The following is a 23,731-nucleotide window of genomic DNA, read 5'->3' as shown; positions in this document are numbered from 1 at the left end:
TTTCTTTATAGGGGTTTACAACTTAAAAAGATATCGGGTTCGATAGCTTTTTAAGTTGTGTATTTGGAAAGTGTAGTAATGTTAGAGATCTAGCATGTTTAATTATGTAATGGATTTTTATTTTCGTCTAATGTAAAGCCTTCACCAACTACATCATGTACATCACTTACTGCAACAAATGCATGAGGATCTACTGAAGTAATAATATTCTTTAGTTTTACGATTTCATTTTTTGCCACAACACAATAAAGTACGTTTCGCTCAATCTTTGTATAAGAGCCAACTGCTTTTAAAAAGGTTGCCCCGCGCTCCATCTCGGATAAAATCTTGGCAGCAATTTCGTCGTTTTTATCTGAAATAATGGTTGCTCCTTTTGCTGCATATGCTCCTTCTTGCATAAAGTCAATGACTTTTGCTCCGATAAAGACCGCAACTAACGTATACATGCCCTCGCGATAAGATAGATATGTAAGAATGGAGATGACAATGACAACAGCGTCAAACATAAACATTGTTTTTCCCATGCTCCAGCCAACATATTTATGAGCTAATCGAGCAATAATATCGACGCCACCCGTTGTTCCACCGTATTTGAATATAATTCCGAGACCAATCCCAATAAATGCTCCAGCGAACAGGGCTGCTAATGTCATATCATTTTGCAAATTTAAATGTAAATTTAATGATTCGTAGCGCTGAAAAATCCATAGAAATAAGGAGACGCTAAATGTTCCGATTAATGTGTATAAGAAAGTTGCTCGGCCGAGTAATTTCCAACCGACAAAAAAGAGAGGGATGTTTAAGATTAAGTTTGTATAAGATGGATCAAGCGAAAAGAGAAAATAAAGCAATAACGTAATTCCTGTAAAGCCACCTTCTGCTAAGTGATTTTCAATATTAATATTTACGATGCCAAAAGAGAAGATAGCGGAACCAATCAAAATAAATATAATGTTTCGAATCTTTAAGTTGGTTTTCATGTAGCAAGCCCCCTAATATGTAATTGTTACTTCGCTCCGTTGAAATAGCTAATGACGAAGAAAAACGATAAGAATAGTAAGTCATTTGTATGATTGTAATTGGTAAGAGGTAACCTTTTACAAGAAGAACATTTGCAAAAGAAAGTTTCACTTTACCCCGCACTAACGGTTGGTAAGGAGTAAGGCGAGAAGAAAAGACTAACCAACCGTAAGAGCCCGATTGGTTCAACTAATCTTTTGCAAGAAGAACATTTGCAAAAGAAAGTTTCACTTTATTATAGTCTATCCAAAAATACGTGGCAAATAGGGACGAAAGAGGAATAATATTTGTCAAATCGCCATGAATTGGCTAACATGAAAGAGGAAGGATTAGAGGTGAACAACATGGAACAAAAAACGATGAAAGATATGCAGAAAGAAGTAGATGCATATATTAGTCAATTTAAAGAAGGTTATTTCAGTCCGCTTGCAATGATGGCTCGTTTGACAGAAGAAATGGGTGAACTTGCAAGGGAAGTGAACCACTATTACGGTGAGAAGCCGAAGAAAACGACTGAAAAAGAACGAACAATTGAAGAAGAACTTGGAGATGTATTATTTGTTATGATCTGCATGGCAAATAGCTTACATATTGATTTAGAAACAGCACATAACATTGTAATGGATAAATTTAATACACGTGATAAAGATCGCTGGACACGTATTGAAGAGGGAGAGAAAGAATAATGAAAGATATTAAAGTGATTATTGCTGGACCAAGAGGACGTATGGGACACGAAGCGGTACTTCTAATGGAAAGAACACCACATTTTCAATTAGTAGCAGCAGTTGATTATAAGCATGGTGGTGAAATGATTTCAAATCTTCCTGGAATGCCTACATTACATGCACCAATCTATGCGGATTTACATACTTGTTTAAATGAAGTAGAAGCGGATGTATTGCTAGATTTAACGACACCAGAAGTCGGCAAAGAACATGTTACACTCGCTGTTGAACATGGTCTTCGTTCCGTTATTGGTACGACAGGGTTTACAGAAGAAGAACTTCAGCATTTAACAGACACTGCGAAAGAAAAACAGGTAGGTACTATTATTGCCCCAAACTTTGCAATTGGTGCAATACTTATGATGAAGTTTTCTCAAATGGCAGCGAAATATTTCCAAGATGTTGAAGTGATTGAACTACATCATGATCAAAAATTAGATGCACCATCAGGTACAGCTGTAAAAACGGTAGATTTAATTCGTCAAAATCGTGAACCAAAACAACAAGGTCATCCAAATGAAACAGAACAATTAAAAGGAGCACGTGGTGCAAATGTAGATGGTATTCATATTCATAGCGTGCGTTTACCAGGGCTTATTGCGCATCAAGAAGTATTGTTTGGCGGAGACGGACAAATGTTAACAGTTCGTCATGATTCATTCAACAGAGCATCATTTATGTCTGGAGTAAAATTAGCTATTGAAACAGTAATGAATCTTGACCATCTTGTATATGGATTAGAGAAGATCATCGATTAAAGGGGGGAAGACGGATGAAGATTGCCTTAATTGCACATGACAAAAAGAAAGATGATATAGTTTCGTTTGCATACGCATATAAACCAATTTTTGAACAACATGAACTTTTTGCTACGGGAACAACAGGCCTTCGCATTATGGAAGCGACAGGACTTACAGTCACAAGATATCAATCTGGTCCTCTTGGCGGCGATCAAGAAATTGGTGCAATGATTGCAAAAAACGATTTAGACATGGTGATTTTCTTTCGGGACCCGCTAACAGCACAACCACATGAGCCAGATGTAAATGCATTGCTTCGTTTATGTGATGTGTATGCGATTCCGCTTGCAACGAATATGGCAAGTGCTGAGATGTTAATGCATGCATTAGAACGAGGAGATTTAGACTACCGAAAGTTACGAAAATGAGGGAACAAATTATGAGAGGATTACATATATTAGCGTTTGGTGCCCATGCCGATGATGTTGAAATCGGCATGGCTGGCACTATTGCCAAATATACAAAACAAGGATATGAAGTTGGCATTTGTGATTTGACAGAAGCCGATTTATCCTCAAATGGGACGGTTGAACTAAGAAAAGAAGAAGCACAAGCAGCTGCTCGTATCATGGGAGTGACAGAGCGAATCAATTTAGCAATGCCAGACCGCGGTCTGTATATGAAAGAAGAATATATAAGAGAAATCGTAAAAATTATTCGGACATATAAGCCAACGCTTATTTTTGCACCATACTATGAAGATCGCCACCCAGACCATGCGAATTGTGCGAAACTCGTGGAAGAAGCTGTGTTTTCAGCAGGTGTTCGTAAATATATGCCAGAAATGTCACCACATCGCGTACAATCTTTTTATTATTATATGATTAATGGTTTTCATAAACCGAATTTCTGCATTGATATTAGCGAACATCTTTCTGAAAAGATAGCCGCGTTAGAAGCCTATGAAAGCCAATTTACAGCAGGAAGTGATGGTGTGAAGACACCTTTAACAGAAGGTTATGTCGAAACAGTAATCGCTCGTGAGAAAATGTTTGGAAAAGAAGTTGGAGTTATGTATGCTGAAGGATTTATGAGTAAAAAGCCAGTTTTATTACATGCTGATTTAATAGGGGGATGTAAATGAAATTGAAAATAGGTATAACATGTTATCCTTCTGTTGGTGGTTCTGGGGTTGTAGGAACTGAATTAGGAAAACAATTGGCTGAACGAGGTCATGAAATTCACTTCATTACTTCTGGAGTTCCATTCCGATTAAATAAAGTATATCCAAACATTTATTTTCATGAAGTAACGGTAAATCAATATTCTGTCTTTCAATATCCACCTTACGATTTAGCATTAGCAAGTAAAATGGCAGAGGTTGCACAGAGAGAAAACTTGGATGTTTTACATGTACACTATGCAATACCACATGCAATTTGTGCATACTTAGCAAAGCAAATGATTGGAGACGATATTAAAATCGTTACGACGTTACATGGAACTGATATTACTGTACTTGGTTCAGATCCTTCTCTAAATAATTTAATACGGTTTGGTATTGAGCAATCTGATGTTGTTACAGCTGTATCTCACTCGTTAATTCAAGAAACACATGAGCTTGTAAAGCCAAATAAAGAAATTCAAACTGTATATAATTTTATTGATGAGCGTGTCTATTTTAAGAGAGATATGTCCCAACTAAAAAAAGAGTATGGCATACGTGAAGATGAAAAGGTATTAATTCATATTTCGAATTTTCGCAAGGTCAAGCGTGCACAAGATGTTGTCCAGTCATTTGCTAAAATTGTAAAAGAAGTGGCAGCGAAATTATTACTTGTTGGTGATGGGCCAGAATTTTGTACAATTTTACAGTTGGTGAAAAGCTTACATATTGAAGAACATGTTTTGTTTTTAGGAAAACAGGATAATGTTGCTGAGCTTCTTGCAATGAGCGATTTAATGTTGCTTTTATCAGAAAAAGAAAGCTTTGGCCTCGTTTTACTAGAAGCAATGGCGTGTGGTGTGCCATGTATTGGTACGCGTGTTGGAGGTATTCCAGAAGTTATTCAACATGGTGAAACGGGATATATATGTGAAGTTGGAGATATCAAAGGTATAGCTAAGCAAGCGATACAATTGCTTAAAAACGACGATCTCCATCAAAATATGGCACAGCGCGCCATGGAAGCTGTATATGAGCAATTTCGTTCAGAAAATATTGTTTCACAATATGAGGCAATTTATTATGACATACTAAGGGATGACAAAAATGAAACGATTTAAACAAGCTGGAGCAATTATTGAGACATTGAAACAACATGGGCATGAAGCATATTTTGTTGGGGGAAGTGTGCGTGATTTTATTATCAATAGACCAATTGGTGATATTGATATCGCAACATCAGCTCTTCCAGAAGAAGTGATGCATTTATTCCCAAGACATGTCCCTGTTGGGCTTGAACATGGTACGGTTATTGTTGTTCAAGAAGGTATTCCGTATGAAGTGACAACATTTCGAACGGAGAGTGATTATGAAGATTTTCGCAGACCAAGTAGTGTTCAGTTTGTTCGTTCATTAGAAGAAGATTTAAAACGACGAGATTTTACTATGAATGCGATTGCGATGAATGAAGAAGGAAACATCATTGATTTGTTTGCGGGGCAAGAGGCAATTCGTAAACAAGAAATTGCAACAGTAGGGAATGCTGCGGATCGCTTTCAAGAAGATGCACTACGTATGATGCGGGGTATTCGCTTTGTTAGTACTTTAGGATTCTTTTTAGAGGAACAAACGAAACGTGCGATTGAGGAGTATGGACATTTACTGGAACATATAGCGATTGAAAGAATTACAGTTGAGTTTGAAAAGCTGTTGACGGGTAAATATTGTGTAAATGGGCTTCAACAACTAGTAGAGACGAAACTAGTTACGCACTTACCATATTTACAAATGTCAGAAGAAAGAATTTTAAAAGCTATGCAATATAACTGGGATTTTTTTGAAACCGATATCGAGGCGTGGGCATTTTTCTTATATTGTATTGGTGAAGAACATCCATCAGTTTTCTTACGTCAATGGAAATTTTCAAACAAAAAAATAAAAGATATTGTAGCTGTTATATTAGCAATCCGCTCTAGAAAAACAAAGTCTTGGGATGCAGTTTTTCTATACAAGACAGGTTTGCATACTGCTTTAATGACGGAAAGAGTATATCAAGCTATTATAAAAAAATATGATATATTTTCTGTAAATCAGGTACAGTCATTATTTGATTCATTATCCATTCATAATCGTCAGGAAATGAAAGTAAGCGGTAATGATTTGTTAGGTTGGACAGAAAAAACGCCAGGACCATGGGTGGCAGAAGTGTTGCAAAGAATCGAAGAAGAAATTTTACAAGAACGATTAGAAAATGAGAAAGAGAAAATAAGGGAGTGGCTACAAGGATGCAATCTACTATAAGAAAACAATTGCTGCAGATTTTTTCTGCAGCAGATGGCGAGTTTGTATCTGGTCAAACAATTAGTGACAAGCTTGGCTGCTCAAGAACAGCTGTTTGGAAACATATGGAGGATCTTCGGAGCGAAGGATATGAACTAGAAGCTGTGCGCCGTCTAGGATATCGGATTGCTAGTAAGCCAGATAAAGTAACAGCGAATGAAATTCAATTAGGCTTACAGACAGAATTTATAGGGAGAACTGTTTATTTTAAAGAATCTGTAGAGTCTACGCAGCATATTGCAGCAAAACTTGCTTATGAAGGGGCGGCGGAGGGAACAATTGTCGTTGCGGAAGAGCAAACAGCAGGACGCGGCCGTTTGAGTAGAAAATGGCACTCACCAAAAGGGACAGGGATTTGGATGAGTATTATTTTACGTCCAGCTATTCCCGTTCATCATGCTCCTCAGCTTACTTTATTAGCAGCAGTTAGTGTAGCACAAGCAATTGAGAAATGTACAAGTGTGAATGTGGGAATTAAATGGCCCAATGATATTTTAATTGAAGGAAAAAAAGCTGTCGGTATTTTAACAGAGATGCAGGCTGACCCAGATAAGATTAATGCTGTTATTATGGGAATTGGAATTAATGCAAACCAAGGGCAAGAACATTTTGCAGATGAGATTAAAAAAATTGCAACATCTTTAGCAATTGAATCAGGAAAACCAATTGTGCGAGCAGAGCTTATGCAACAGATCTTTTTACAAATGGAAAAGTTATATCAAGAATATGTAAAAAATGGTTTTTCGGTTATTAAACTACTTTGGGAAAGTTATGCAATAAGTATTGGAAAAGAAATTACGGCCCGAACGATGAAAGATACGATTACAGGTGTAGCAAAAGGAATTACAGCGGATGGTGTACTTATGTTAGAAGATGATAAAGGTCAACTTCATCATATTCATTCTGCTGATATAGAAATTAAGTAAAGAGAAGTTCCTGCTTGGGAGCTTCTTTTTATTTGTACATTGGATGACAGTAAAAATAGAATTGTTTACTGTTATATTCGTTGTTATTCTTGAAATTTCACATACTGTAATAGGAATAGAAAATTATTTTTTCAAAAAAATGTAGCAATTTTATTTCGTAGTTTGCTATAATTAGTTCGAATATGGGCAGTATCTGAGTGAACTGCACCATTATTTCAAGCAATGAAGAAAAATAATTTGGATTCTGCCTTGATCCAACAACGGACTGGGACAGAGGGATGAATTTTGCCGACTAACACAACCCATCTGCCCTTTTTTGGTCAGATGGGTTTTTTATATGATTTCGGCCATCTCCTCTCTCCTGAATAAAGGAGGAGTAGTTTTTGAAAACGACAACAGATTTTTTAAAAATGAAAGAGAACGGTGAGCCGATTACGATGCTTACTGCGTATGATTATCCATCTGCAAAGCTCTCAGAAGAAGCTGAAGTTGATATGATTTTAGTAGGGGATTCCCTTGGAATGGTTGTACTTGGATACGATTCTACCATTCCAGTAACGGTAGATGATATGATTCATCATACGAAAGCAGTGCGCCGCGGAGCAAAGGAAACTTTTATTGTAACGGATATGCCGTTTATGTCTTACCATGTATCTTTGCAAGAAACGATGCATAATGCGCGCCGCATCGTGCAAGAGAGCGGAGCACATGCAGTGAAAGTAGAAGGAGCGGATGAGGTAGTATCAATCATTCGCTTCTTAACGAATGCAGGAATTCCTGTTGTATCCCATCTTGGTTTAACACCCCAATCTGTAGGTGTATTAGGTGGCTATAAAGTGCAAGGAAAAGATGCTGAAAGTGCAAAGAAATTGTTAGAAGATGCTAAGAAATGTGAAGAGGCTGGTGCAATGGCAATCGTTTTAGAATGCGTACCAATGCAACTAGCAGAGCTTGTATCACAGCAGCTGACGATTCCTACAATAGGTATTGGTGCAGGTAGTAAAGTAGATGGTCAAGTACTTGTTTATCATGATCTCATTTCGTATGGAGTGGAGCGTGTTCCGAAATTTGTGAAACAATATACATCAGTTCAAGAAGAAATTGTACGCGGAATTGCGCAATATGTTGCTGAAGTAAAAGCAGGACAATTTCCGGAAGAACAACATTCATTCACAATGAAAGAGGAAGAATGTGTAGCATTATACGGAGGGAAACAGTGATGAAAATTGTAACAACAGTGCAAGAGATGCAGCAAATTGCTAGTGAAATTCGTGCAAGTGGTAAAGATAGCGGTTTTGTTCCAACGATGGGATATTTACACGAAGGGCATGCAACTTTATTACGTCAAGCAAGGGAAGAAAATGAAGTTGTTATTTTAAGCGTATTTGTAAACCCATTACAATTTGGACCAAATGAAGATTTAGATCGCTATCCTCGGGATATCGAGAGAGATGAGAAAGTAGCAAAAGAAGCCGGGGTGGATTATTTATTTTATCCGAGCGTAGAAGAAATGTATCCTGCAGAACAGACAACAAAGGTTGCAGTTATAAAGCGTACAGACGTATTATGTGGTAAGCAAAGACCGATTCATTTTGCAGGTGTTGCGACTGTATTGATGAAACTATTTAATATTACAATGCCAAAGCGTGCCTACTTCGGTATGAAAGATGCACAGCAAGTCGCTGTTATCCAAGGATTTGTACGTGATTTCAATATTCCAATCACAATTGTACCTGTTGATATCGTTAGGGAAGAGGACGGATTAGCAAGAAGTTCTCGTAATGTATATTTATCAGAAAAAGAACGTGAGGAAGCACCACATTTATATCAAAGCTTATGTATAGCGAAAAAACGAATTGAAGCTGGAGAGCGTAATCCACAAATCATTACATGTCTTGTGAAAGAATATATTGAGGAAAATACACAAGGTATCGTCGATTATGCAGATCTATATGCGTACCCAACTTTGACGGAAGTTGAAACAATTGGTGGGCGTATTATTCTTGCAATTGCAGTGAAGTTTGATAATGCACGTTTAATTGACAATATTACATTAACGGTTGAATAAGGGGGAGTCATCTATGTTTCGCACAATGATGAGAGCGAAGTTACATCGCGCGACTGTAACAGAAGCAAATTTAAATTATGTAGGTAGTATTACAATTGATGAAGATTTAATGGACGCAGTGGAGATTGTAGAAAATGAAAAAGTACAAATTGTAAATAATAACAATGGAGCTCGCTTAGAGACGTATGTAATTAAAGGAGAACGTGGCAGCGGTGTTGTTTGTTTAAATGGTGCAGCTGCAAGACTTGTACAACCTGAAGATAAAGTTATTATTATTTGTTACGGTCTCGTAGCGACAGAAGATGTAGATAAACAAGTACCAAAAATTGCGGTGTTAGATGATAACAATCAAATTGTTGAAATGTTAGGTGCTGAAAAAGCAGGTACGATTTTATAAAATGAAAAGCTATCTCATATGAGGTAGCTTTTCATTTTATCTTGCTATCACGGCAGTAAGACATCTACCTCAAGATTCAGAGAGGCGCGCAAATAGGTGAGTGAGGATAATAGCATGTAAAATCCCGCAGATGGAAGCTTACTTTATGTAAATACACGTAAAAAAACGGTTCGGAAAAATTATTCATTAATAAAGAAGATTAAAGATTTTTTTGAAACTATATACTCGAATGAATAGAAAGAGTCCTTTTTTCAATACCAGGCTCTTCTATTTTTTGTCCATCTTTTCATTAAGATGATATAAAACGTGGTATAGTAACAATATATGAATTTTTGTTGTTTGAAAGGGTAAGAAATTGAGGTGTTACATATGAGTAAGCGTTATGTCGTTGTCGATTTAGAGACGACAGGGAACTCCTGGAAAGATGGGAAGGACAGAATTACACAAATTGCAGCTGTTGTAGTAGAAGATGGAGAGATATTGGAAATCTTTTCGTCTTTTGTTAACCCGAAGAGAGAGATTCCTCCATTTATTACAGAATTAACAGGGATTGATGAAAATCTCGTGAAACAAGCCCCGCTATTTTGCGATGTAGCGCCGATGGTAGCCGAACTATTACAGGGTGCTTATTTTGTTGCACATAACGTTCACTTTGATTGGAATTTTTTGAAGGAAGAATTAAAACAGGCTGGATATGGAGAAGTAAACTGTCCAAAAATTGATACGGTTGAATTGGCACAAATTTTATTGCCGACAGCTGATAGCTATAAATTGCGTGATTTAGCAAAAAAACATGAATTGGAACATGATCAACCGCATCGTGCGGATAGTGATGCTCTTGTGACAGCGGAATTATTTTTACAATTTCTAAATCAATTAGAAAAACTACCGCTTGTCACATTACAATCTTTATATGAACTAAGCGATGTATTCCAAAGTGATATAGCGAATATCATTTCAGAAAATATTTTAAATAAAGTGATGCTTGGTACAGAAGATGCAAAGGAATATGAAGTATATCGAAATATTGCGCTTCGAAAACGAAATTATTCATTAGAAATCGGTGATGATTGTTTATCTAAGTTTGATGCTTTTTTACACAAGTCAATGGGACAACTTGAGCTAAAGATGCCAAATTTTGAACAAAGAGAAAGTCAGCAGCGAATGATGAAGGAAATATATACAGCATTAAGAGATTCTCGTTTTTCATTAATTGAAGCAGGAACAGGTACAGGGAAGACACTTGCTTATTTACTTCCAAGTATTTATTTTGCAAAGAGAAGAGAAGAGCCAGTTGTTATTAGTACGCAAACGGTACAACTGCAACAACAAATGATTGAAAATGAAATTCCTTTATTGGAAAGTATATTACCATTTCCATTCGAAGTGGCTCTTTTAAAAGGAAGAAAACATTATCTTTGCTTACATAAATTTGAATATGCATTGCAAGAAGAAGAGAAAAACTATGATGCTGCGCTTACGAAAGCAAAAGTATTAGTATGGTTATTGCAAACGGAGACTGGTGATCGTGACGAGCTTAATATTCCAGAAGGCGGGAAGTTACTGTGGGATCGCATTTGTAGTGATACGTACAGTCCGGGCGGCATGCAAAGCAACTGGTTTAGTCGCTGCTTTTATCAACGAGCAAAAAATAAAGCGTTATTTGCAGATATTGTTATTACAAATCACGCTTTACTATTTCAAGATTTTGTTAGTGAAGATCCACTTTTGGCATCTTGTGAACATATTATTTTTGATGAAGCTCATCACATCGAAGAAGCAGCGACTAGGACACTTGGAGAGCAGTTTTCATGCATGTACTTTCAATTAATCTTATCACGCTTTGGTACGTTAGAGACGGACGATGTGCTATCAAAGGTATATGAATTGATGAAAAAATCTCATCATTCGTCACGCTCAGCTTTTCGAATGGTGAGTCATAGGTTAAAGGAAATTAAATTCGATGCTGATGAATTATTTCAAATGTTACGTACATTTATATTTCAGCAAACAAAGCAAGAACAAGGGGCAAATAATATGCCGCTTATTTATCGATATAACGCGGACCAAGAGGATGGAAAGCTATGGAGAAGTATAGCTGAGTTAACAAATCGCTTCGTATATGAATTGAGAAAAATACTTACTGCGCTAGAGCAACAAGCGGACTTATTACAAAGTAAAATCGAATGGGAGATGCATGTTGTTACAGGCGAGTTTATGCATTTAATTGAATTATTGCGTAAAATGGTCGACTCATTGCAGCTGCTTATATTAGAAAAAACAGAGTATGTGACATGGATGGAAACGGAAACGAAAGGTACAATTCATTCCACTGTGTTATATGCACAACCTGTCCATATAGGAGAAAGGTTTGCGGATGAGTTCTTAACAAAAAAGCGAAGCGTTATTTTTACTTCGGCGACTTTAACTGTTAATAATACATTCGATTATATACAGGAACAACTTGGATTATATGACTTTGCACCAGACACATTAACAGTTCCATCGCCGTTTCATTATGAGGAACAAGTAAAGCTAATGGTTTCTACTGATGTTCCTCTTATTAAGCAAGTAAGCGAGGATGTGTATATAAGAGAAGTATCACATCATATTATGAAGATTGCTAAAGCGACAAATGGAAGAATGCTCGTTTTGTTTACATCCTATGAAATGCTAAAGGAAACATATACAAATTTAAAACAAGCGGATGAATTAGAAGACTTTGTATTACTAACACAAAGTGTTCATAATCGTAGCCGAAGTCGTTTAGTTCGGAAATTTCAAGAGTTCGACAAAGCAATTTTGTTAGGAACAAGTAGTTTTTGGGAAGGGATTGATATTCCTGGAGATGCATTAAGCTATCTTGTTATTGTTCGGTTACCATTTACACCGCCTCATCAGCCAATGATGGAAGCCAAAAGTGAATGGTTGAAAAATAAAGGAGACGACGTATTTACGAAACTGGCACTTCCGCAAGCAATTCTTCGTTTTAAGCAAGGGTTTGGACGATTAATTCGTACAATGACGGATACTGGAACGGTGTTTGTTTTAGATCGTCGTTTAACCAACTCTTTCTACGGAAAAAGATTTATGCAATCTATTCCAAATGTTCCTCTTTATGAAGGGTCGTTAGAAGAACTGTTAGATCACTTAGAAGAATAAAGCGGATAAAGTGAAACTGTAATCACTGAGGGTTCCTTCATTTCTCACTGATTCTTCGTCTTCGCCAATCGTTTTTTGACGGGTAGTATATCCTACCTCACTTTTGTTGTTTTTTAGATAACTTTGAGGTAGGTGGAATTACTATCGGTAAATAGCTAAAGGAATAACAGTAAGTGAAAAAATATGCCTGAAGTACGACGTACTTCAGGCATGAAATGTGGGTAGGAGGAAATTTATTTTTTCTTACTTCTTGTATACAAATGTTTCGGTTTTCAATTTGAAACCTTTTTTTGCTGAACATGTCCTGCTATAATAGATGGGTGATGAAGCAGGGGTTGTAAAGAATGTACTCTTATTGTAACCGTATTGCGTTCTTCTATAATTAGAAATTTTTGTGTAACGGAGGAGTTTTCATGGAGAAGAAAATCGAAGTGCTATCAACGACGCGTATTAAATATTCGTCTGACTTATATAAAATTGTTGATAGTTTGAATCGCACTTTAAAAGAGCAGGACCTCATGTTCGGATTGGCATTAGACGAAAACGAAAAAGAAACAGCAGTATTTACGATATACAGAACGTAGTGATGCAATGAAGAAGTGGATCTTTGCCATCATTATCGTTATCGTTGCCATTGGATTATATGGGGTGCATGTTTATAATGCGACAATGGAAAAGAAAATTCCGAAAGAGTCAAAAGTTGTAGAAATTGCAAAAGAAAAAGCAAAGCTTACGAAAGTAAAAACGGTTGATTATTATAACGGGAAATCTTCATATGCAGTCGTACAAGGTGTAGATGAAAAAGGAGAACAAATCATTGTTTGGGTACCTGAGAAAAAAGGGAATGTTCTAGTACGTAAAAAGAACGAGGGCATTTCTGAAAAGAAAGCTTTACAAATTGTGGCTGGGGAACGTAAGCCCAAAGAATTGGTAAAGGCAAAATTAGGTGCTGAAAACGATGTTCCGTTGTGGGAAATTACATATATTGATCAAGAAGGTCGTTATACGTATTATTATCTAGAATTTCAAGATGGGAAATATGCTGGATATTACAGCATTGAAAAATAGATGCAGGGGGAAACCACAAATGAAATTAGCAAAGCGAGTAGCTGCTTTAACACCGTCTTCAACTTTAGAAATTACAGCAAAGGCACAAGCATTGAAAGCTGAAGGCCATGATGTAATTGGATTAGGAGCAGGAGAACCTGACTTTAATACGCCAGAGCATATTATGGATGCTGCACATAAAGCAATGTTAGAAGGACATACGAAATATACACCAACTGGTGGATTAGCAACATTAAAACAAGAAATTGCGAAGAAATTTACTCGTGATCAAGGATTAGCGTATGATCCAACTGAGATTATCGTATGTAATGGAGCAAAACATGCACTTTATACACTATTTCAAGTGCTACTTGACGAAGGGGACGAAGTTATCATTCCGACTCCTTATTGGGTAAGTTATCCAGAACAAGTAAAGCTTGCTGGTGGTAAGCCAGTTTATGTAGAAGGACTAGAAGATAATCAGTACAAAATTAAGCCAGAGCAGCTACGTGAGGCAATTACAGAGAAGACGAAAGCTGTTATTATAAATTCACCGAGCAATCCGACAGGGATGATTTACAGCAAAGAAGAATTACAGCAGCTTGGAGAAGTATGTTTAGAGCACGACATTTTAATTGTTTCTGATGAGATTTATGAGAAATTGGTTTATGGCGGCGTGGAATATACTTCAATTGCCCAGCTTTCTAATGCATTAAAAGAACAAACACTTATTATTAATGGTGTATCTAAATCGCATTCCATGACAGGATGGCGTATTGGCTATGCAGCGGGAAATAAGCAGCTTATTAAAGCGATGACGAACTTAGCGAGTCATAGTACGTCAAACCCTACTTCAATCGCTCAATACGGCGCAATTGCTGCGTATGCTGGGTCGCAAGAGCCTGTGGAAATGATGCGTCAAGCATTCGAAGAACGATTAAACATTATTTATGATAAATTAATTCAAATTCCTGGTTTCACTTGTATTAAACCACAAGGTGCATTTTATTTATTCCCGAACGTAAAAGAGGCTGTAGCGTTAGCTGGATATGAAACCGTTGATGAGTGGGCAAAAGCATTGTTAGAAGAAGAGAAAGTAGCTCTTGTTCCAGGAACAGGGTTCGGTGCACCAAACAATGTTCGTTTATCCTATGCGACATCTCTTGAACAATTAGAGAAAGCGTTAGAGCGAATTAATACGTTTATGAGAAGTAAAGTACAGGCTTAAAAGGCTAATTACTTTCATTTTTACCACATAAGTTACTTTGAACAAATGAAGATGACCTCCCTATCTATAGGGAGGTTTTTTGACGAATTGTGGTAAAAGAAAATTATAACAGGTGTGTTATACTAGAAAGCGAGGTGTATGGTCATGAAGAAAAAAATGATGTTACAATGGTTTGAACAAGGCAGCGTCGCAATTCCAAAATTGCTTATGATGCATTATAAAAAACTAGGCTTAAATGAGATGGAATTTATGGTTGTACTCCATGTGCATACTTTTCTAGAATCGGGTAATTCTTTTCCAACTCCTTCAGAGATTGCAGAACGAATGACAATAACAGAAATGAAATGTATGGAAATCATTCAAGCGTTAATTCAAAAAGGCTTTTTAGCATTAGAAGGTAGTCAAAAATCTGAAGCTATGATGTGCGAAAGTTATTCGTTGCAACCACTTTGGGAAAAAATCTTGCATTTTTTAATGAATGAAACAATAGAAGAAGAAAAAGAAGAACAAAAGAAACTTCAAGTGAATTTATATACAATTTTTGAACGGGAATTTGGGAGACCATTATCGCCTTTTGAATGTGAAACATTAGCGATGTGGCAAGATCAGGATCAACATCATCCGAATTTAATTCAAGCAGCTCTTCGAGAATCTGTAATGAGTGGGAAACTTAATTTTCGATATATTGACCGTATTCTCTTTGAGTGGAAAAAGAATGGAATTAAGACAGTTGATCAAGCGCAAGATCAAGGGCGAAAATTTAGAGCGAATCAACAACGCTCGCAGCAAGTAACGAAACAAGAGACCAAATATACGGGGAAAGTGCCTTTTTATAATTGGTTGGAGCAGTGATATAGGAGGAAAGGTATGTTAAACAAGACACAAATTCGTTATTGTTTAGATACAATGGCAGAAATGTATCCAGAAGCACATTGTGAATTAAATCATGATAATCCATTTGAACTTGTAATTGCAGTTGCATTATCTGCACAATGTACAGATGTCCTTGTAAATAAAGTAACGAAAAGTTTATTTCAAAAGTATAAGACACCTGAAGATTATTTAAATGTGTCCTTAGAAGAGTTGCAACAAGATATTCGTTCAATTGGATTGTACCGGAACAAAGCGAAAAATATTCAAAAGTTATGCCGAATGTTGCTTGAAGACTATAATGGAGAGGTACCACAGGATCGGGATGAACTAACAAAGCTACCAGGGGTTGGTAGAAAAACTGCAAATGTAGTTGTTTCTGTAGCATTTGGTATCCCAGCTATTGCTGTTGATACACATGTGGAACGTGTAAGTAAACGCTTGGCTATTTGCCGTTGGAAAGATTCCGTTCTAGAGGTAGAGAAAACATTAATGAAGAAAGTGCCAATGGAAGAGTGGGGAGTTACGCATCACCGAATGATTTTCTTTGGACGTTATCATTGCAAAGCACAGCGGCCGCAATGTGAAGAATGCCGGCTACTAGAAGTGTGTCGTGAAGGTAAGAAGCGAATGAAGGGGAAATAAAAAGATGGAACAAGTTGTACAAGTACCGGATGAATTTCGATGTACTCCCTTTTTTGAAGGGGATATAGATAAGATTATCTATCATAAAGATCAATCTTTTATACAGTTGCTAAAAAGCCATTATTTCTTATTTGATATAGGAAAACAATATGAGCCATGGAATGAAATAGAAATGGGAATTCCAGCTGTATTAGATATATGGAAAGACAAAAAAGAGGATATATCGATATTTTTTCGGGATCGAAAGCGAAATGAAGCAAAAAGGCCAATGATTCACTTTGCAGCTCATTTATTATCGAGTTTATATTGGTTAAACGGAAAACCAGTGTCAGGGTTAAAGGATATTAAAAACAAGATTGATGAGCTACAAATAAAACCGATTAACTTTATGGAACGTTATTCATTTATTACAAAGCAACCAAATCACTATCATTCCTATATTCAATTGGCACAGTTGTATGTAGAAATAGAAAAGCTGTATGCAAAAAAAATCATACAAAAAAAGAAGTCACCATCTCGTTAGAGAAAGGTGACTTCTTTTTTGTATTATTGTGTTGGATTAACTTCTCCGCCACCTGTTGTTGGTTTATCTGGTGTATCTGGTTTATTTGGTGTATCTGGTTTATTTGGTGTATCTGGTTTATTTGGTGTATCTGGTTTATCTGGTGTATCTGGTTTATCAGCTTTTTCTTTATCGGCTTTTTCTTTATCAGCTTTTTCTTTATCGGCTTTTTCTTTATCAGCTTTTTCTTTATCGGCTTTTTCTTTATCAGCCTTGTCTTTAGCTTCTTTATCAGCCTTGTCTTTAGCTTCTTTATCAGCCTTGTCTTTAGCTTCCTTATCAGCCTTGTCTTTAGCTTCCTTATCAGCTTTTTTCTGCTCATCTTGTTGCTTCTTAGCATCCTCTTCAGCTTTTTTCTTAGCTTCTGCACTCTCGCCAGGAACAGTAAAGGATACGCCAGCGGCATCACTTGTTCCCGTTCCTTTTTTCGCTACTACTGAGAAGCTGTAAGTTACACCTGGTTTCACTCCGCCAAGGGAAGCACTTGTGCCACTCACAGATAGGCCACCGCTAGAACCGTCGTTTGCTTTATAGCTTGCAGAGTAAGCTTCAGCGTCTGAAGGACCAGACCAGTTTAATGTAATTGTATTAGATGACGCATCATAAGATGGCGTTACACCAGTTGGTGGATCTACTTTGATCTGTTTAACAGCATCCTTTTTTGCACCTTTCACATAGAGTTCTTCATTTACACGTTCTACAGAAGAAGGTTGTTCAAAACGAGATGTATCTGTAGCAAACTTACTCATCATTTCTTTGAATATTTGCTGTGCAATTCGGACTGAAGGTGATTTATCTGCAATATAGTTTTCTTCAGAATCTTTTTCATATCCTGTCCATACTGACATCGTATATTGCGGTGAATAACCTGCAAACCAACTATCTCTGTTAGCACTTTCTGGAATATTATATTTTTTTAATGTATCTGGATCATAGTTCTGTGTTCCTGTTTTACCAGCAACATCAATTCCTGATACATAAGCTGTTGGACCTGTACCACCAGAACCTGGTTTTACAACATCACGAAGAACATCAGTAATCATATATGCTGTGTAGTCTTTCATTGCTCGTATTTCTTTTGGTTTAAAGTTTTTCTCTTTTCCATCAGGAAAGACAACTTTTGTTACGAAATGTGGCTTGTTATAATTTCCTTCGTTACCAAAAGCGGCATATGCACCAGCTACTTGTAATGGAGAAGCGCTGTTACTACCAATTGCTGTTGATTCATATACTGGCTCTTGGAAATTCATTCCAAGTCCTTCGGCAAATGCTTGTGATTTGTCTAACCCAACTGCTTGTGCTGTTTTTAAAGCAGGGATGTTTAATGATTTTTTCAATGCTTCACGTAAAGATACATCACCTTTATAGCTGTTTGTAGCATTTCGGATTTTTTTACCGTTGGAATACGTATATTCTGAGTCATTTAATTGATGGTATGTAGACCATTGCATATATTCAATAGCAGGACCATAGTCAAAAATTGGTTTCATAGTCGAACCTACTTGGCGCTGCATATCAACGGCCATATTATGTCCTTTAAATGTCGTTTTATTTTCTTTACGGCCAGCACCAATTGCACGAACCTCACCATTTTTTGTATCCATGAATACGAAAGAACCTTGGAAACGATCGTTTGGATAGTTAATAATATCCCCATCCAGTAATTGTTCAGCGTATTCTTGTGCCTTTGTATCAATTGTCGTATAAATCTGTAATCCGTCAGATCCAATATTTACATCGGGCATTTCTTTTTCGATTTCTTTTACGACTGCATCTAAAAAGGCTTGATAAGGCATTTCGGTTACGTCTTTAGATGGAAGAAGTCCTTCTGTTACAGGAATTTTTATCGCTTCATCCATTTCTTGTTTTGAAATAAAGCCATGTCGATTCATTAATGTTAATACAACGTTACGACGTTTTGTTGCTCGATCGATATTTTCTTTCTTTGTTGGATCATAAATGTTTGGACCTTGAGGTAATCCAGCAAGCATCGCTGCTTCGTGTAATTTTAAATCTTTTAAGTCTTTGCCATAATAGGTTTTCGCTGCTGTTGCAACCCCGTAGGAGCGATTACCAAGGTTGATTTTGTTTAAGTACATTTCTAAAATTTCATGTTTGGAATATTGTTGCTCTAATTTATAAGCTAAATACCATTCCTGTACTTTACGTTTTGATGTTTTTTCCATCGTTAGAAAATAGTTTTTAATTACCTGTTGGGTAATTGTACTACCGCCTTGAGAACCAAAACCACCTGTGACATTTTCAAGGATTGCTTTTCCAGTACGCTTAACGTCGATTCCGTTATGTTGATAGAAGCGAGCATCTTCTGTCGCTAGGAATGCGCTTTCTACTACTTTCGGAACTTGATCGTAAGTAATATTCGTTCGCTTTTCGGCACCATATTCATAAAAGAAATTCTTGTCTTTATCATAAAATTTAGTTGATAGCGGATTGACAAGTTTTGCTTTATTTAGCTTTGGAGCATCTTGTACCATTACAAAAAAGGCGGAAACTCCAGCTATAAGACCAACAATGCCAAGAAGTAGGCAACCAATTAAAAATTTCTTAAAAAAGGAACTTTTTTTCTTTGGTTTCTCCGTTTGGTTTGTTTCTTGTTTTTGATGTTGTGCATGTTTTCGTTCTGTACGAGAACGATAATTTTCTGACATTATACTTTCTCCTACCTTTCATTTTTTCCCCAAAAGTCGAAAAAAGAGCCTTATTGTTGACTCTATCACGAAAAATAAGCCATGTCTAGTACACGAATATAATCAATTCGAGGATGATAACCGCATGATAACAAGTATCCGTGCTCTTCGATTTCATGTTTCGTAATCGATTTGCGTCCACCAGCATCTTGGCGATTCCAAAATGAAACGACATGTTTTGCATCAAGTAAATAAAACTCGTCATAAAGTGTAAATTTAATAATAACAAATGCAATTCCGTTATGAGCTATTACTTGTTCCATATGCTTAATTTGATGAAGATGGAAATTTTGTAGCGGAAAACTTGTTTTATTTTTTGTTTCTTTCGCTTCGAAGTCAATGTATTTCCCCTTGTATACACCGTTGTAGTCTGTTGTAGAAGGCTGTTTAAAATAAGCTTCTTTCACAACCGCCGCACTTCGAGCGGGGTAATCCACTTTTACAATTTGAAGAGGAGTGGGTTTTTTATGTACGCATGCAATATTATGGGTTAAATAATATTGATTTGTTTCATTTAGTTCCTCTTCCAGAGACATACCTCTATTGCTATAAGTATGTTTTTTAAATTGTGTTTTTTGAGGTTGTAACGCTTGATTATACCTTTTTCCGTTTGGATAACGAATGGTCATAGTTTGTCCACCCCAACTTACCTAGAATTACTTACAAAGGTGATTATATCAAAAAAAACAAAAAAGATGCGATTTTTTTCAAGAGAGATGTGGTGATTCCTGTATGCATATGCAGAATGAGTATGAGAAAATAAATAGAGAGCGCAGTGGACTTTCTTGTACAATAGAAGAGAAACAATTAATAGTATATATAAAACAACAGACGGCTCTAGCAAATATAGATAATATTTCACGCACACAGGCTTATCAAGAATATTACTTGAGAAATAAAGAAATCCGATGGTCATTTTTGGCGAGTATGGTTTCGAGAAATTCTGGGTGGAATATGACAGATTTAGCAGGGGAATATTATCCGAATATTTTATCTGAAAGAATGAGGAAGCAACTGTTCCTTACTTATGAAAGTGCAAATTGGCTTATTTTTTCAGATGCATACCCACAATTGTTGTTATACGAGTACAGCAAGAAAATGAATAAACCAATCTTTCATTTATTACAGTTTTTTAACGTATCTATTTTTATGGAGAAGGAATGGAATGATTTTTGGAATAAAAGAGATCTCACACGTCTTATTACAGCACTTATTATTAATGAACAAAATAGGATTCAAAAACCGATTATTGAACACCCATATTTTCAAAAGCACGTATTCCAAACTTTACTGTTTAAATTTCAAGAGCTCTTTCATTTTAGTGCTGTAATTTTTCCGACTACAAAAGGGCAACTATATGGTTTTTCGGTTTATCAATTTGAAACATTACAAAAACGTATAGAACTCGGAAAGAAATTAGCTTGGCTATTATTTCATCCTAAATATGAAACGTTATTTTACGATTTCTCCTTGCGAACGTTTCCTACAGGATCAAGAATGGATTACGAGCGGTACTTTATAATTCCAAAAGAAAAAGATACACCGCAGTTAAGAGATGCTTTCTCAATTGTTTTACATCACCATAACGTAACGAAAGATTGGTTCCATAAAAAAATGGATATTGAGGCATTGTTTTTCTTTCAGGAACTGAAAGAAGAAGTTAATATTACAGAATGGTTTTTACAAAAACAACAACAAATACATCTTTTTTCTTCATTGAATAGCTTTTTTAAAAGGAACAATGACTTCATGATATAATAAGAAAAGTCCCGCTCTCTGACAGGGAGTCGGGACGAATGGATTACATAAATCGATTCATGTTTTTATACAGTTTCAATAGGGCAGTATGATTCCAATTGAAATGTAGGGAAAATTGAGGAAGCTAGGTAAGAGAAATAGACCCGCCGATTAAAGTTTTACTTTATGTAGCAGGAAAGTTCGGACCATCTAGCTTCGGATTTCCAGTTTCAGGTTTATTTTGCTGTGTGTTTTGTTTTTTCTTCTTCTCATTTTTATTTTTATTTTTAGCCATGGTAAGCACCTCCCTTTTGTATTGTTACCATTTCTATAAAACTCATACAAACCGATTTCTTTGCCGAATATCAACTAGTTTTGTCAGTCGTGCAGGAGTGGTAAGTGACCCGTCGAAATAACATGACAAAGGAAAAGCAAAGAAGGAGGCGTTTTATAAATGGCGATGGTTCAGAAGGAAAATGTAATGAAAAAAATGGATCAAATGTTAAGTGCTCTTGATTTGCTGGAAATGAATGTTTCACTTAGAGTTAATCATTCTTTAAAAGATAAACGTGAAGATATATGTAATCGAGGAGAAATAACAGAAATGCACATTCAACATATGGAGGATAAATTATTACATCACGAAGAAAAAGGAAGTTGGCTTCAAACGTTTCAAAACGTCATAGTAAGTGCATAAGAGGGTGGAAATAAATTGGATTATGGAAAATTAATGCAGTCTTCAATAAAATTAATACAGTACAATGATGAAACGATTATAAAAAAAAGAGAAGAGAAAGAGTTTGATTTTTATCAAGATATGAAGCCTTTTGTGGATATGGTTGATCAAGAGTTAGAAGTGTGGAAAGAATTAGCTTATCAATGGATAAAACATGAAAAGCCTAAGTATATACATGTGCAACAAATTGACCAAGTGTATGAGAATTTACAAAATAATGCACTGCAATGTTTTGTAAATAAGGGAAAAGGTAAGCGGTTTTATGAAACACATCAGGCGATTTTATACACGTTGCAGAATATAATAGAACAATGTAAGTGACAAGAGGGAAAACCCTCTTGTTTTTATGATTCTACAGTTGTATGTGTGGGTTTCGCCCCATTTATTTCTAATTCACGTATTAATACTCGGTATTCTGAGATGCAGATTTTTCCTTCTAAATAGTGATGTCTAGCAAAATCAAGCAACTCATTCATATCCTCTGTAGAGTACCCCTTTTTTTGAGCAAAAGCTTGTTTTAAATCCCCTAATATCATGTTGATTCCTCCCCAATGAGAATCTTCTTCTTCATTATCATAACATGAAAAGGCTTACTTTCTTATTTTTTTAAAAATTTAAACTTCCGACAAAAATAGACATTTATAAGGTTACACATTTTATTTTATAGGTACATATTCTATATGTAGAAACTTAGTTAGAGGGGGAGAATGCATGTTTCAGCAATCTAATGTATACCAACACATCAATTCGTATACACAACCGGATTTTTATCAATATAATGAAGATCCATATTTACGCTATAATATGCACCCATTTGCACCTTATTATGGAAATCAAGCGAATTATTATCAGCCATTTGAAGTATCCTTTATGAATCAGCAATCACAGTCCTATATGAATCAACAATCTTATGTACCACAGCAACCACAATCCTTTATGAATCAGCCATCAATGTTTTACCCACCGAAACAGCCTTTTCAACCATATCCAACGATGAATAAACAAAAGCAACAACAGCAGCCAAGTCAATTTTCTAGTTTCGTATCTCAATTTAAGACGTCAGATGGTAACTATGATGTGAATAAAATGATGAATACAGCAGGCCAAATGATGAATGCTATGAATCAAGTCACTGGGATTGTAAAACAAGTTGGCGGCTTTTTTGCTAAAGGATGATAGTTGCGTGTCCAAGTTATCATATTTAAATGGCTATTATATAGACAAATTTCCATTAAATAAATGGGTATATATAACAAGCGGCTTTTACCCCTTTCTCATATTGTAAAGTGTAGTCAGATTTTTTAATGAGAGAGGAGAGAAAAAAACTATGTATCATTGTCATCCTTGTTTTGGAGGGCATAAACCTGTAGGACCTATTTGCACAACACCTCCTGTCGTTCATCCAACAAAGCAATGTGTAACGAACACTTTTTCCACAACGGTGGTACCACATATTCACCCAACACATACAACACATGTTCATCATCAACAAGTTAAAAGTCAACATTTCTTCCCGCAAACAGTTTCAAATGTGAATGTTGTAGAACCTGTTGCACCAGGATTCGGTGGACCTGGAGTTGGAGGATTCGGTGGACCTGGAGTTGGAGGATTCGGTGGACCTGGAGTTGGAGGATTCGGTGGACCTGGAGTTG

The 23,731-nt window shown here is 36.2% G+C and carries 26 protein-coding genes; 22 read left to right on the top strand and 4 right to left on the bottom strand.

Annotated elements, in window-relative coordinates; all coding sequences use genetic code 11:
- Positions 1 to 98: 98 nt before the first annotated feature.
- Positions 99 to 980 (bottom strand): YitT family protein, encoded by an 882-nt coding sequence (locus tag C568_RS0105630; RefSeq protein WP_018780978.1) that lies wholly within the window; start codon positions 978 to 980, stop codon positions 99 to 101.
- 384 nt (positions 981 to 1,364) lie between these two features.
- On the opposite strand from C568_RS0105630, the gene C568_RS0105625 reads away from it, so the two are divergent.
- The 17 genes from C568_RS0105625 (at position 1,365) to C568_RS0105545 (ending at position 16,859) form a co-directional block, all read left to right on the top strand.
- Complete coding sequence (locus C568_RS0105625) at positions 1,365 to 1,706, top strand: nucleotide pyrophosphohydrolase (RefSeq protein ID WP_044880798.1); 342 nt, start codon at positions 1,365 to 1,367, stop codon at positions 1,704 to 1,706.
- Positions 1,706 to 2,506: a 4-hydroxy-tetrahydrodipicolinate reductase gene (dapB, locus tag C568_RS0105620; RefSeq protein WP_006094307.1), complete on the top strand. Its 801-nt coding sequence runs from the start codon at positions 1,706 to 1,708 to the stop codon at positions 2,504 to 2,506. Before C568_RS0105625 ends, dapB begins: the two co-directional genes overlap by 1 nt.
- Before the next feature lie 14 nt (positions 2,507 to 2,520).
- Complete coding sequence (gene mgsA / locus C568_RS0105615) at positions 2,521 to 2,916, top strand: methylglyoxal synthase (protein WP_006094308.1); 396 nt, start codon at positions 2,521 to 2,523, stop codon at positions 2,914 to 2,916.
- 11 nt (positions 2,917 to 2,927) lie between these two features.
- Positions 2,928 to 3,632 (top strand): bacillithiol biosynthesis deacetylase BshB1, encoded by a 705-nt coding sequence (bshB1, locus tag C568_RS0105610; protein WP_003196368.1) that lies wholly within the window; start codon positions 2,928 to 2,930, stop codon positions 3,630 to 3,632.
- Positions 3,629 to 4,774: an N-acetyl-alpha-D-glucosaminyl L-malate synthase BshA gene (gene bshA / locus C568_RS0105605; protein ID WP_018764288.1), complete on the top strand. Its 1,146-nt coding sequence runs from the start codon at positions 3,629 to 3,631 to the stop codon at positions 4,772 to 4,774. The genes bshB1 and bshA overlap by 4 nt, the downstream gene beginning before the upstream one ends.
- The gene (locus C568_RS0105600; protein WP_018780976.1) at positions 4,761 to 5,954 is read left to right on the top strand and encodes a CCA tRNA nucleotidyltransferase; all 1,194 of its coding nucleotides are present in this window, start codon (positions 4,761 to 4,763) and stop codon (positions 5,952 to 5,954) included. The genes bshA and C568_RS0105600 overlap by 14 nt, the downstream gene beginning before the upstream one ends.
- The gene (locus tag C568_RS0105595) at positions 5,939 to 6,919 is read left to right on the top strand and encodes a biotin--[acetyl-CoA-carboxylase] ligase (RefSeq protein WP_018780975.1); all 981 of its coding nucleotides are present in this window, start codon (positions 5,939 to 5,941) and stop codon (positions 6,917 to 6,919) included. Before C568_RS0105600 ends, C568_RS0105595 begins: the two co-directional genes overlap by 16 nt.
- 383 nt (positions 6,920 to 7,302) lie before the next feature.
- The gene (gene panB / locus C568_RS0105590) at positions 7,303 to 8,139 is read left to right on the top strand and encodes a 3-methyl-2-oxobutanoate hydroxymethyltransferase (protein ID WP_006094312.1); all 837 of its coding nucleotides are present in this window, start codon (positions 7,303 to 7,305) and stop codon (positions 8,137 to 8,139) included.
- Positions 8,139 to 8,987: a pantoate--beta-alanine ligase gene (panC, locus tag C568_RS0105585; protein WP_006094313.1), complete on the top strand. Its 849-nt coding sequence runs from the start codon at positions 8,139 to 8,141 to the stop codon at positions 8,985 to 8,987. Before panB ends, panC begins: the two co-directional genes overlap by 1 nt.
- Positions 8,988 to 9,000: 13 nt before the next feature.
- Complete coding sequence (gene panD, locus C568_RS0105580) at positions 9,001 to 9,384, top strand: aspartate 1-decarboxylase (RefSeq protein WP_006094314.1); 384 nt, start codon at positions 9,001 to 9,003, stop codon at positions 9,382 to 9,384.
- Between the two features lie 369 nt (positions 9,385 to 9,753).
- Complete coding sequence (dinG, locus tag C568_RS0105575; RefSeq protein ID WP_018780974.1) at positions 9,754 to 12,546, top strand: ATP-dependent DNA helicase DinG; 2,793 nt, start codon at positions 9,754 to 9,756, stop codon at positions 12,544 to 12,546.
- 413 nt (positions 12,547 to 12,959) lie between these two features.
- The gene (locus C568_RS32625; protein ID WP_000412180.1) at positions 12,960 to 13,130 is read left to right on the top strand and encodes a YpmA family protein; all 171 of its coding nucleotides are present in this window, start codon (positions 12,960 to 12,962) and stop codon (positions 13,128 to 13,130) included.
- A 7-nt stretch (positions 13,131 to 13,137) separates the two neighbouring features.
- A complete protein-coding gene (locus C568_RS0105565) occupies positions 13,138 to 13,614 on the top strand; it encodes a cell wall elongation regulator TseB-like domain-containing protein (protein ID WP_003206481.1) in 477 nt (158 codons plus the stop codon).
- 19 nt (positions 13,615 to 13,633) lie between these two features.
- Positions 13,634 to 14,821: an aspartate transaminase AspB gene (gene aspB, locus C568_RS0105560; RefSeq protein ID WP_003206480.1), complete on the top strand. Its 1,188-nt coding sequence runs from the start codon at positions 13,634 to 13,636 to the stop codon at positions 14,819 to 14,821.
- A 144-nt stretch (positions 14,822 to 14,965) separates the two neighbouring features.
- A complete protein-coding gene (gene dnaD / locus C568_RS0105555) occupies positions 14,966 to 15,673 on the top strand; it encodes a DNA replication protein DnaD (RefSeq protein ID WP_016114116.1) in 708 nt (235 codons plus the stop codon).
- Positions 15,674 to 15,688: 15 nt separating this feature from the next.
- On the top strand, positions 15,689 to 16,336 hold the full coding sequence (nth, locus tag C568_RS0105550; protein WP_006094317.1) for an endonuclease III: 648 nt from the start codon (positions 15,689 to 15,691) through the stop codon (positions 16,334 to 16,336).
- Positions 16,337 to 16,340: 4 nt separating this feature from the next.
- Positions 16,341 to 16,859 (top strand): YpoC family protein, encoded by a 519-nt coding sequence (locus C568_RS0105545; protein WP_018780973.1) that lies wholly within the window; start codon positions 16,341 to 16,343, stop codon positions 16,857 to 16,859.
- Between the two features lie 23 nt (positions 16,860 to 16,882).
- Here C568_RS0105545 and C568_RS0105540 read toward each other — a convergent pair whose 3' ends face one another.
- Both C568_RS0105540 and recU read right to left on the bottom strand, forming a co-directional pair.
- On the bottom strand, positions 16,883 to 19,567 hold the full coding sequence (locus C568_RS0105540) for a PBP1A family penicillin-binding protein (protein ID WP_018780972.1): 2,685 nt from the start codon (positions 19,565 to 19,567) through the stop codon (positions 16,883 to 16,885).
- Between the two features lie 65 nt (positions 19,568 to 19,632).
- Positions 19,633 to 20,235, bottom strand: a complete 603-nt coding sequence (gene recU, locus C568_RS0105535) for a Holliday junction resolvase RecU (protein ID WP_018780971.1) — start codon at positions 20,233 to 20,235, stop codon at positions 19,633 to 19,635.
- Between the two features lie 103 nt (positions 20,236 to 20,338).
- Here recU and C568_RS0105530 point away from each other — a divergent pair, with 103 nt between their 5' ends.
- The 3 genes from C568_RS0105530 to C568_RS0105515 all read left to right on the top strand — a co-directional run bounded on the left by C568_RS0105530 (position 20,339) and on the right by C568_RS0105515 (position 22,400).
- Positions 20,339 to 21,364: a DUF2515 domain-containing protein gene (locus C568_RS0105530; RefSeq protein ID WP_018780970.1), complete on the top strand. Its 1,026-nt coding sequence runs from the start codon at positions 20,339 to 20,341 to the stop codon at positions 21,362 to 21,364.
- Between the two features lie 433 nt (positions 21,365 to 21,797).
- Positions 21,798 to 22,040 carry a hypothetical protein gene (locus tag C568_RS0105520; RefSeq protein WP_003206610.1) on the top strand — a complete coding sequence of 81 codons (243 nt, stop codon included), beginning with the start codon at positions 21,798 to 21,800 and terminating at the stop codon, positions 22,038 to 22,040.
- A gap of 33 nt (positions 22,041 to 22,073) precedes the next feature.
- Positions 22,074 to 22,400, top strand: coding sequence for a YppE family protein (locus C568_RS0105515; protein WP_006094321.1), 327 nt, complete (start codon positions 22,074 to 22,076; stop codon positions 22,398 to 22,400).
- Positions 22,401 to 22,423: 23 nt separating this feature from the next.
- Here C568_RS0105515 and C568_RS0105510 read toward each other — a convergent pair whose 3' ends face one another.
- Positions 22,424 to 22,615: a YppF family protein gene (locus tag C568_RS0105510; RefSeq protein ID WP_006094322.1), complete on the bottom strand. Its 192-nt coding sequence runs from the start codon at positions 22,613 to 22,615 to the stop codon at positions 22,424 to 22,426.
- Between the two features lie 175 nt (positions 22,616 to 22,790).
- On the opposite strand from C568_RS0105510, the gene C568_RS0105505 reads away from it, so the two are divergent.
- A complete protein-coding gene (locus tag C568_RS0105505) occupies positions 22,791 to 23,255 on the top strand; it encodes a YppG family protein (protein WP_018780969.1) in 465 nt (154 codons plus the stop codon).
- Positions 23,256 to 23,406: 151 nt separating this feature from the next.
- On the top strand, positions 23,407 to 23,731 hold a 325-nt coding region (locus tag C568_RS0105500), incomplete at its 3' end, for a CotD family spore coat protein (RefSeq protein WP_018780968.1).

The sequence above is a fragment of the Bacillus sp. 95MFCvi2.1 genome (assembly GCF_000374965.1).
GTDB classification, from domain to species: Bacteria; Bacillota; Bacilli; order Bacillales; family Bacillaceae_G; genus Bacillus_A; species Bacillus_A pseudomycoides.
Note: the sequence above shows the minus strand (reverse complement) of the source record. Positions and strands in the feature narration are given on the sequence as shown.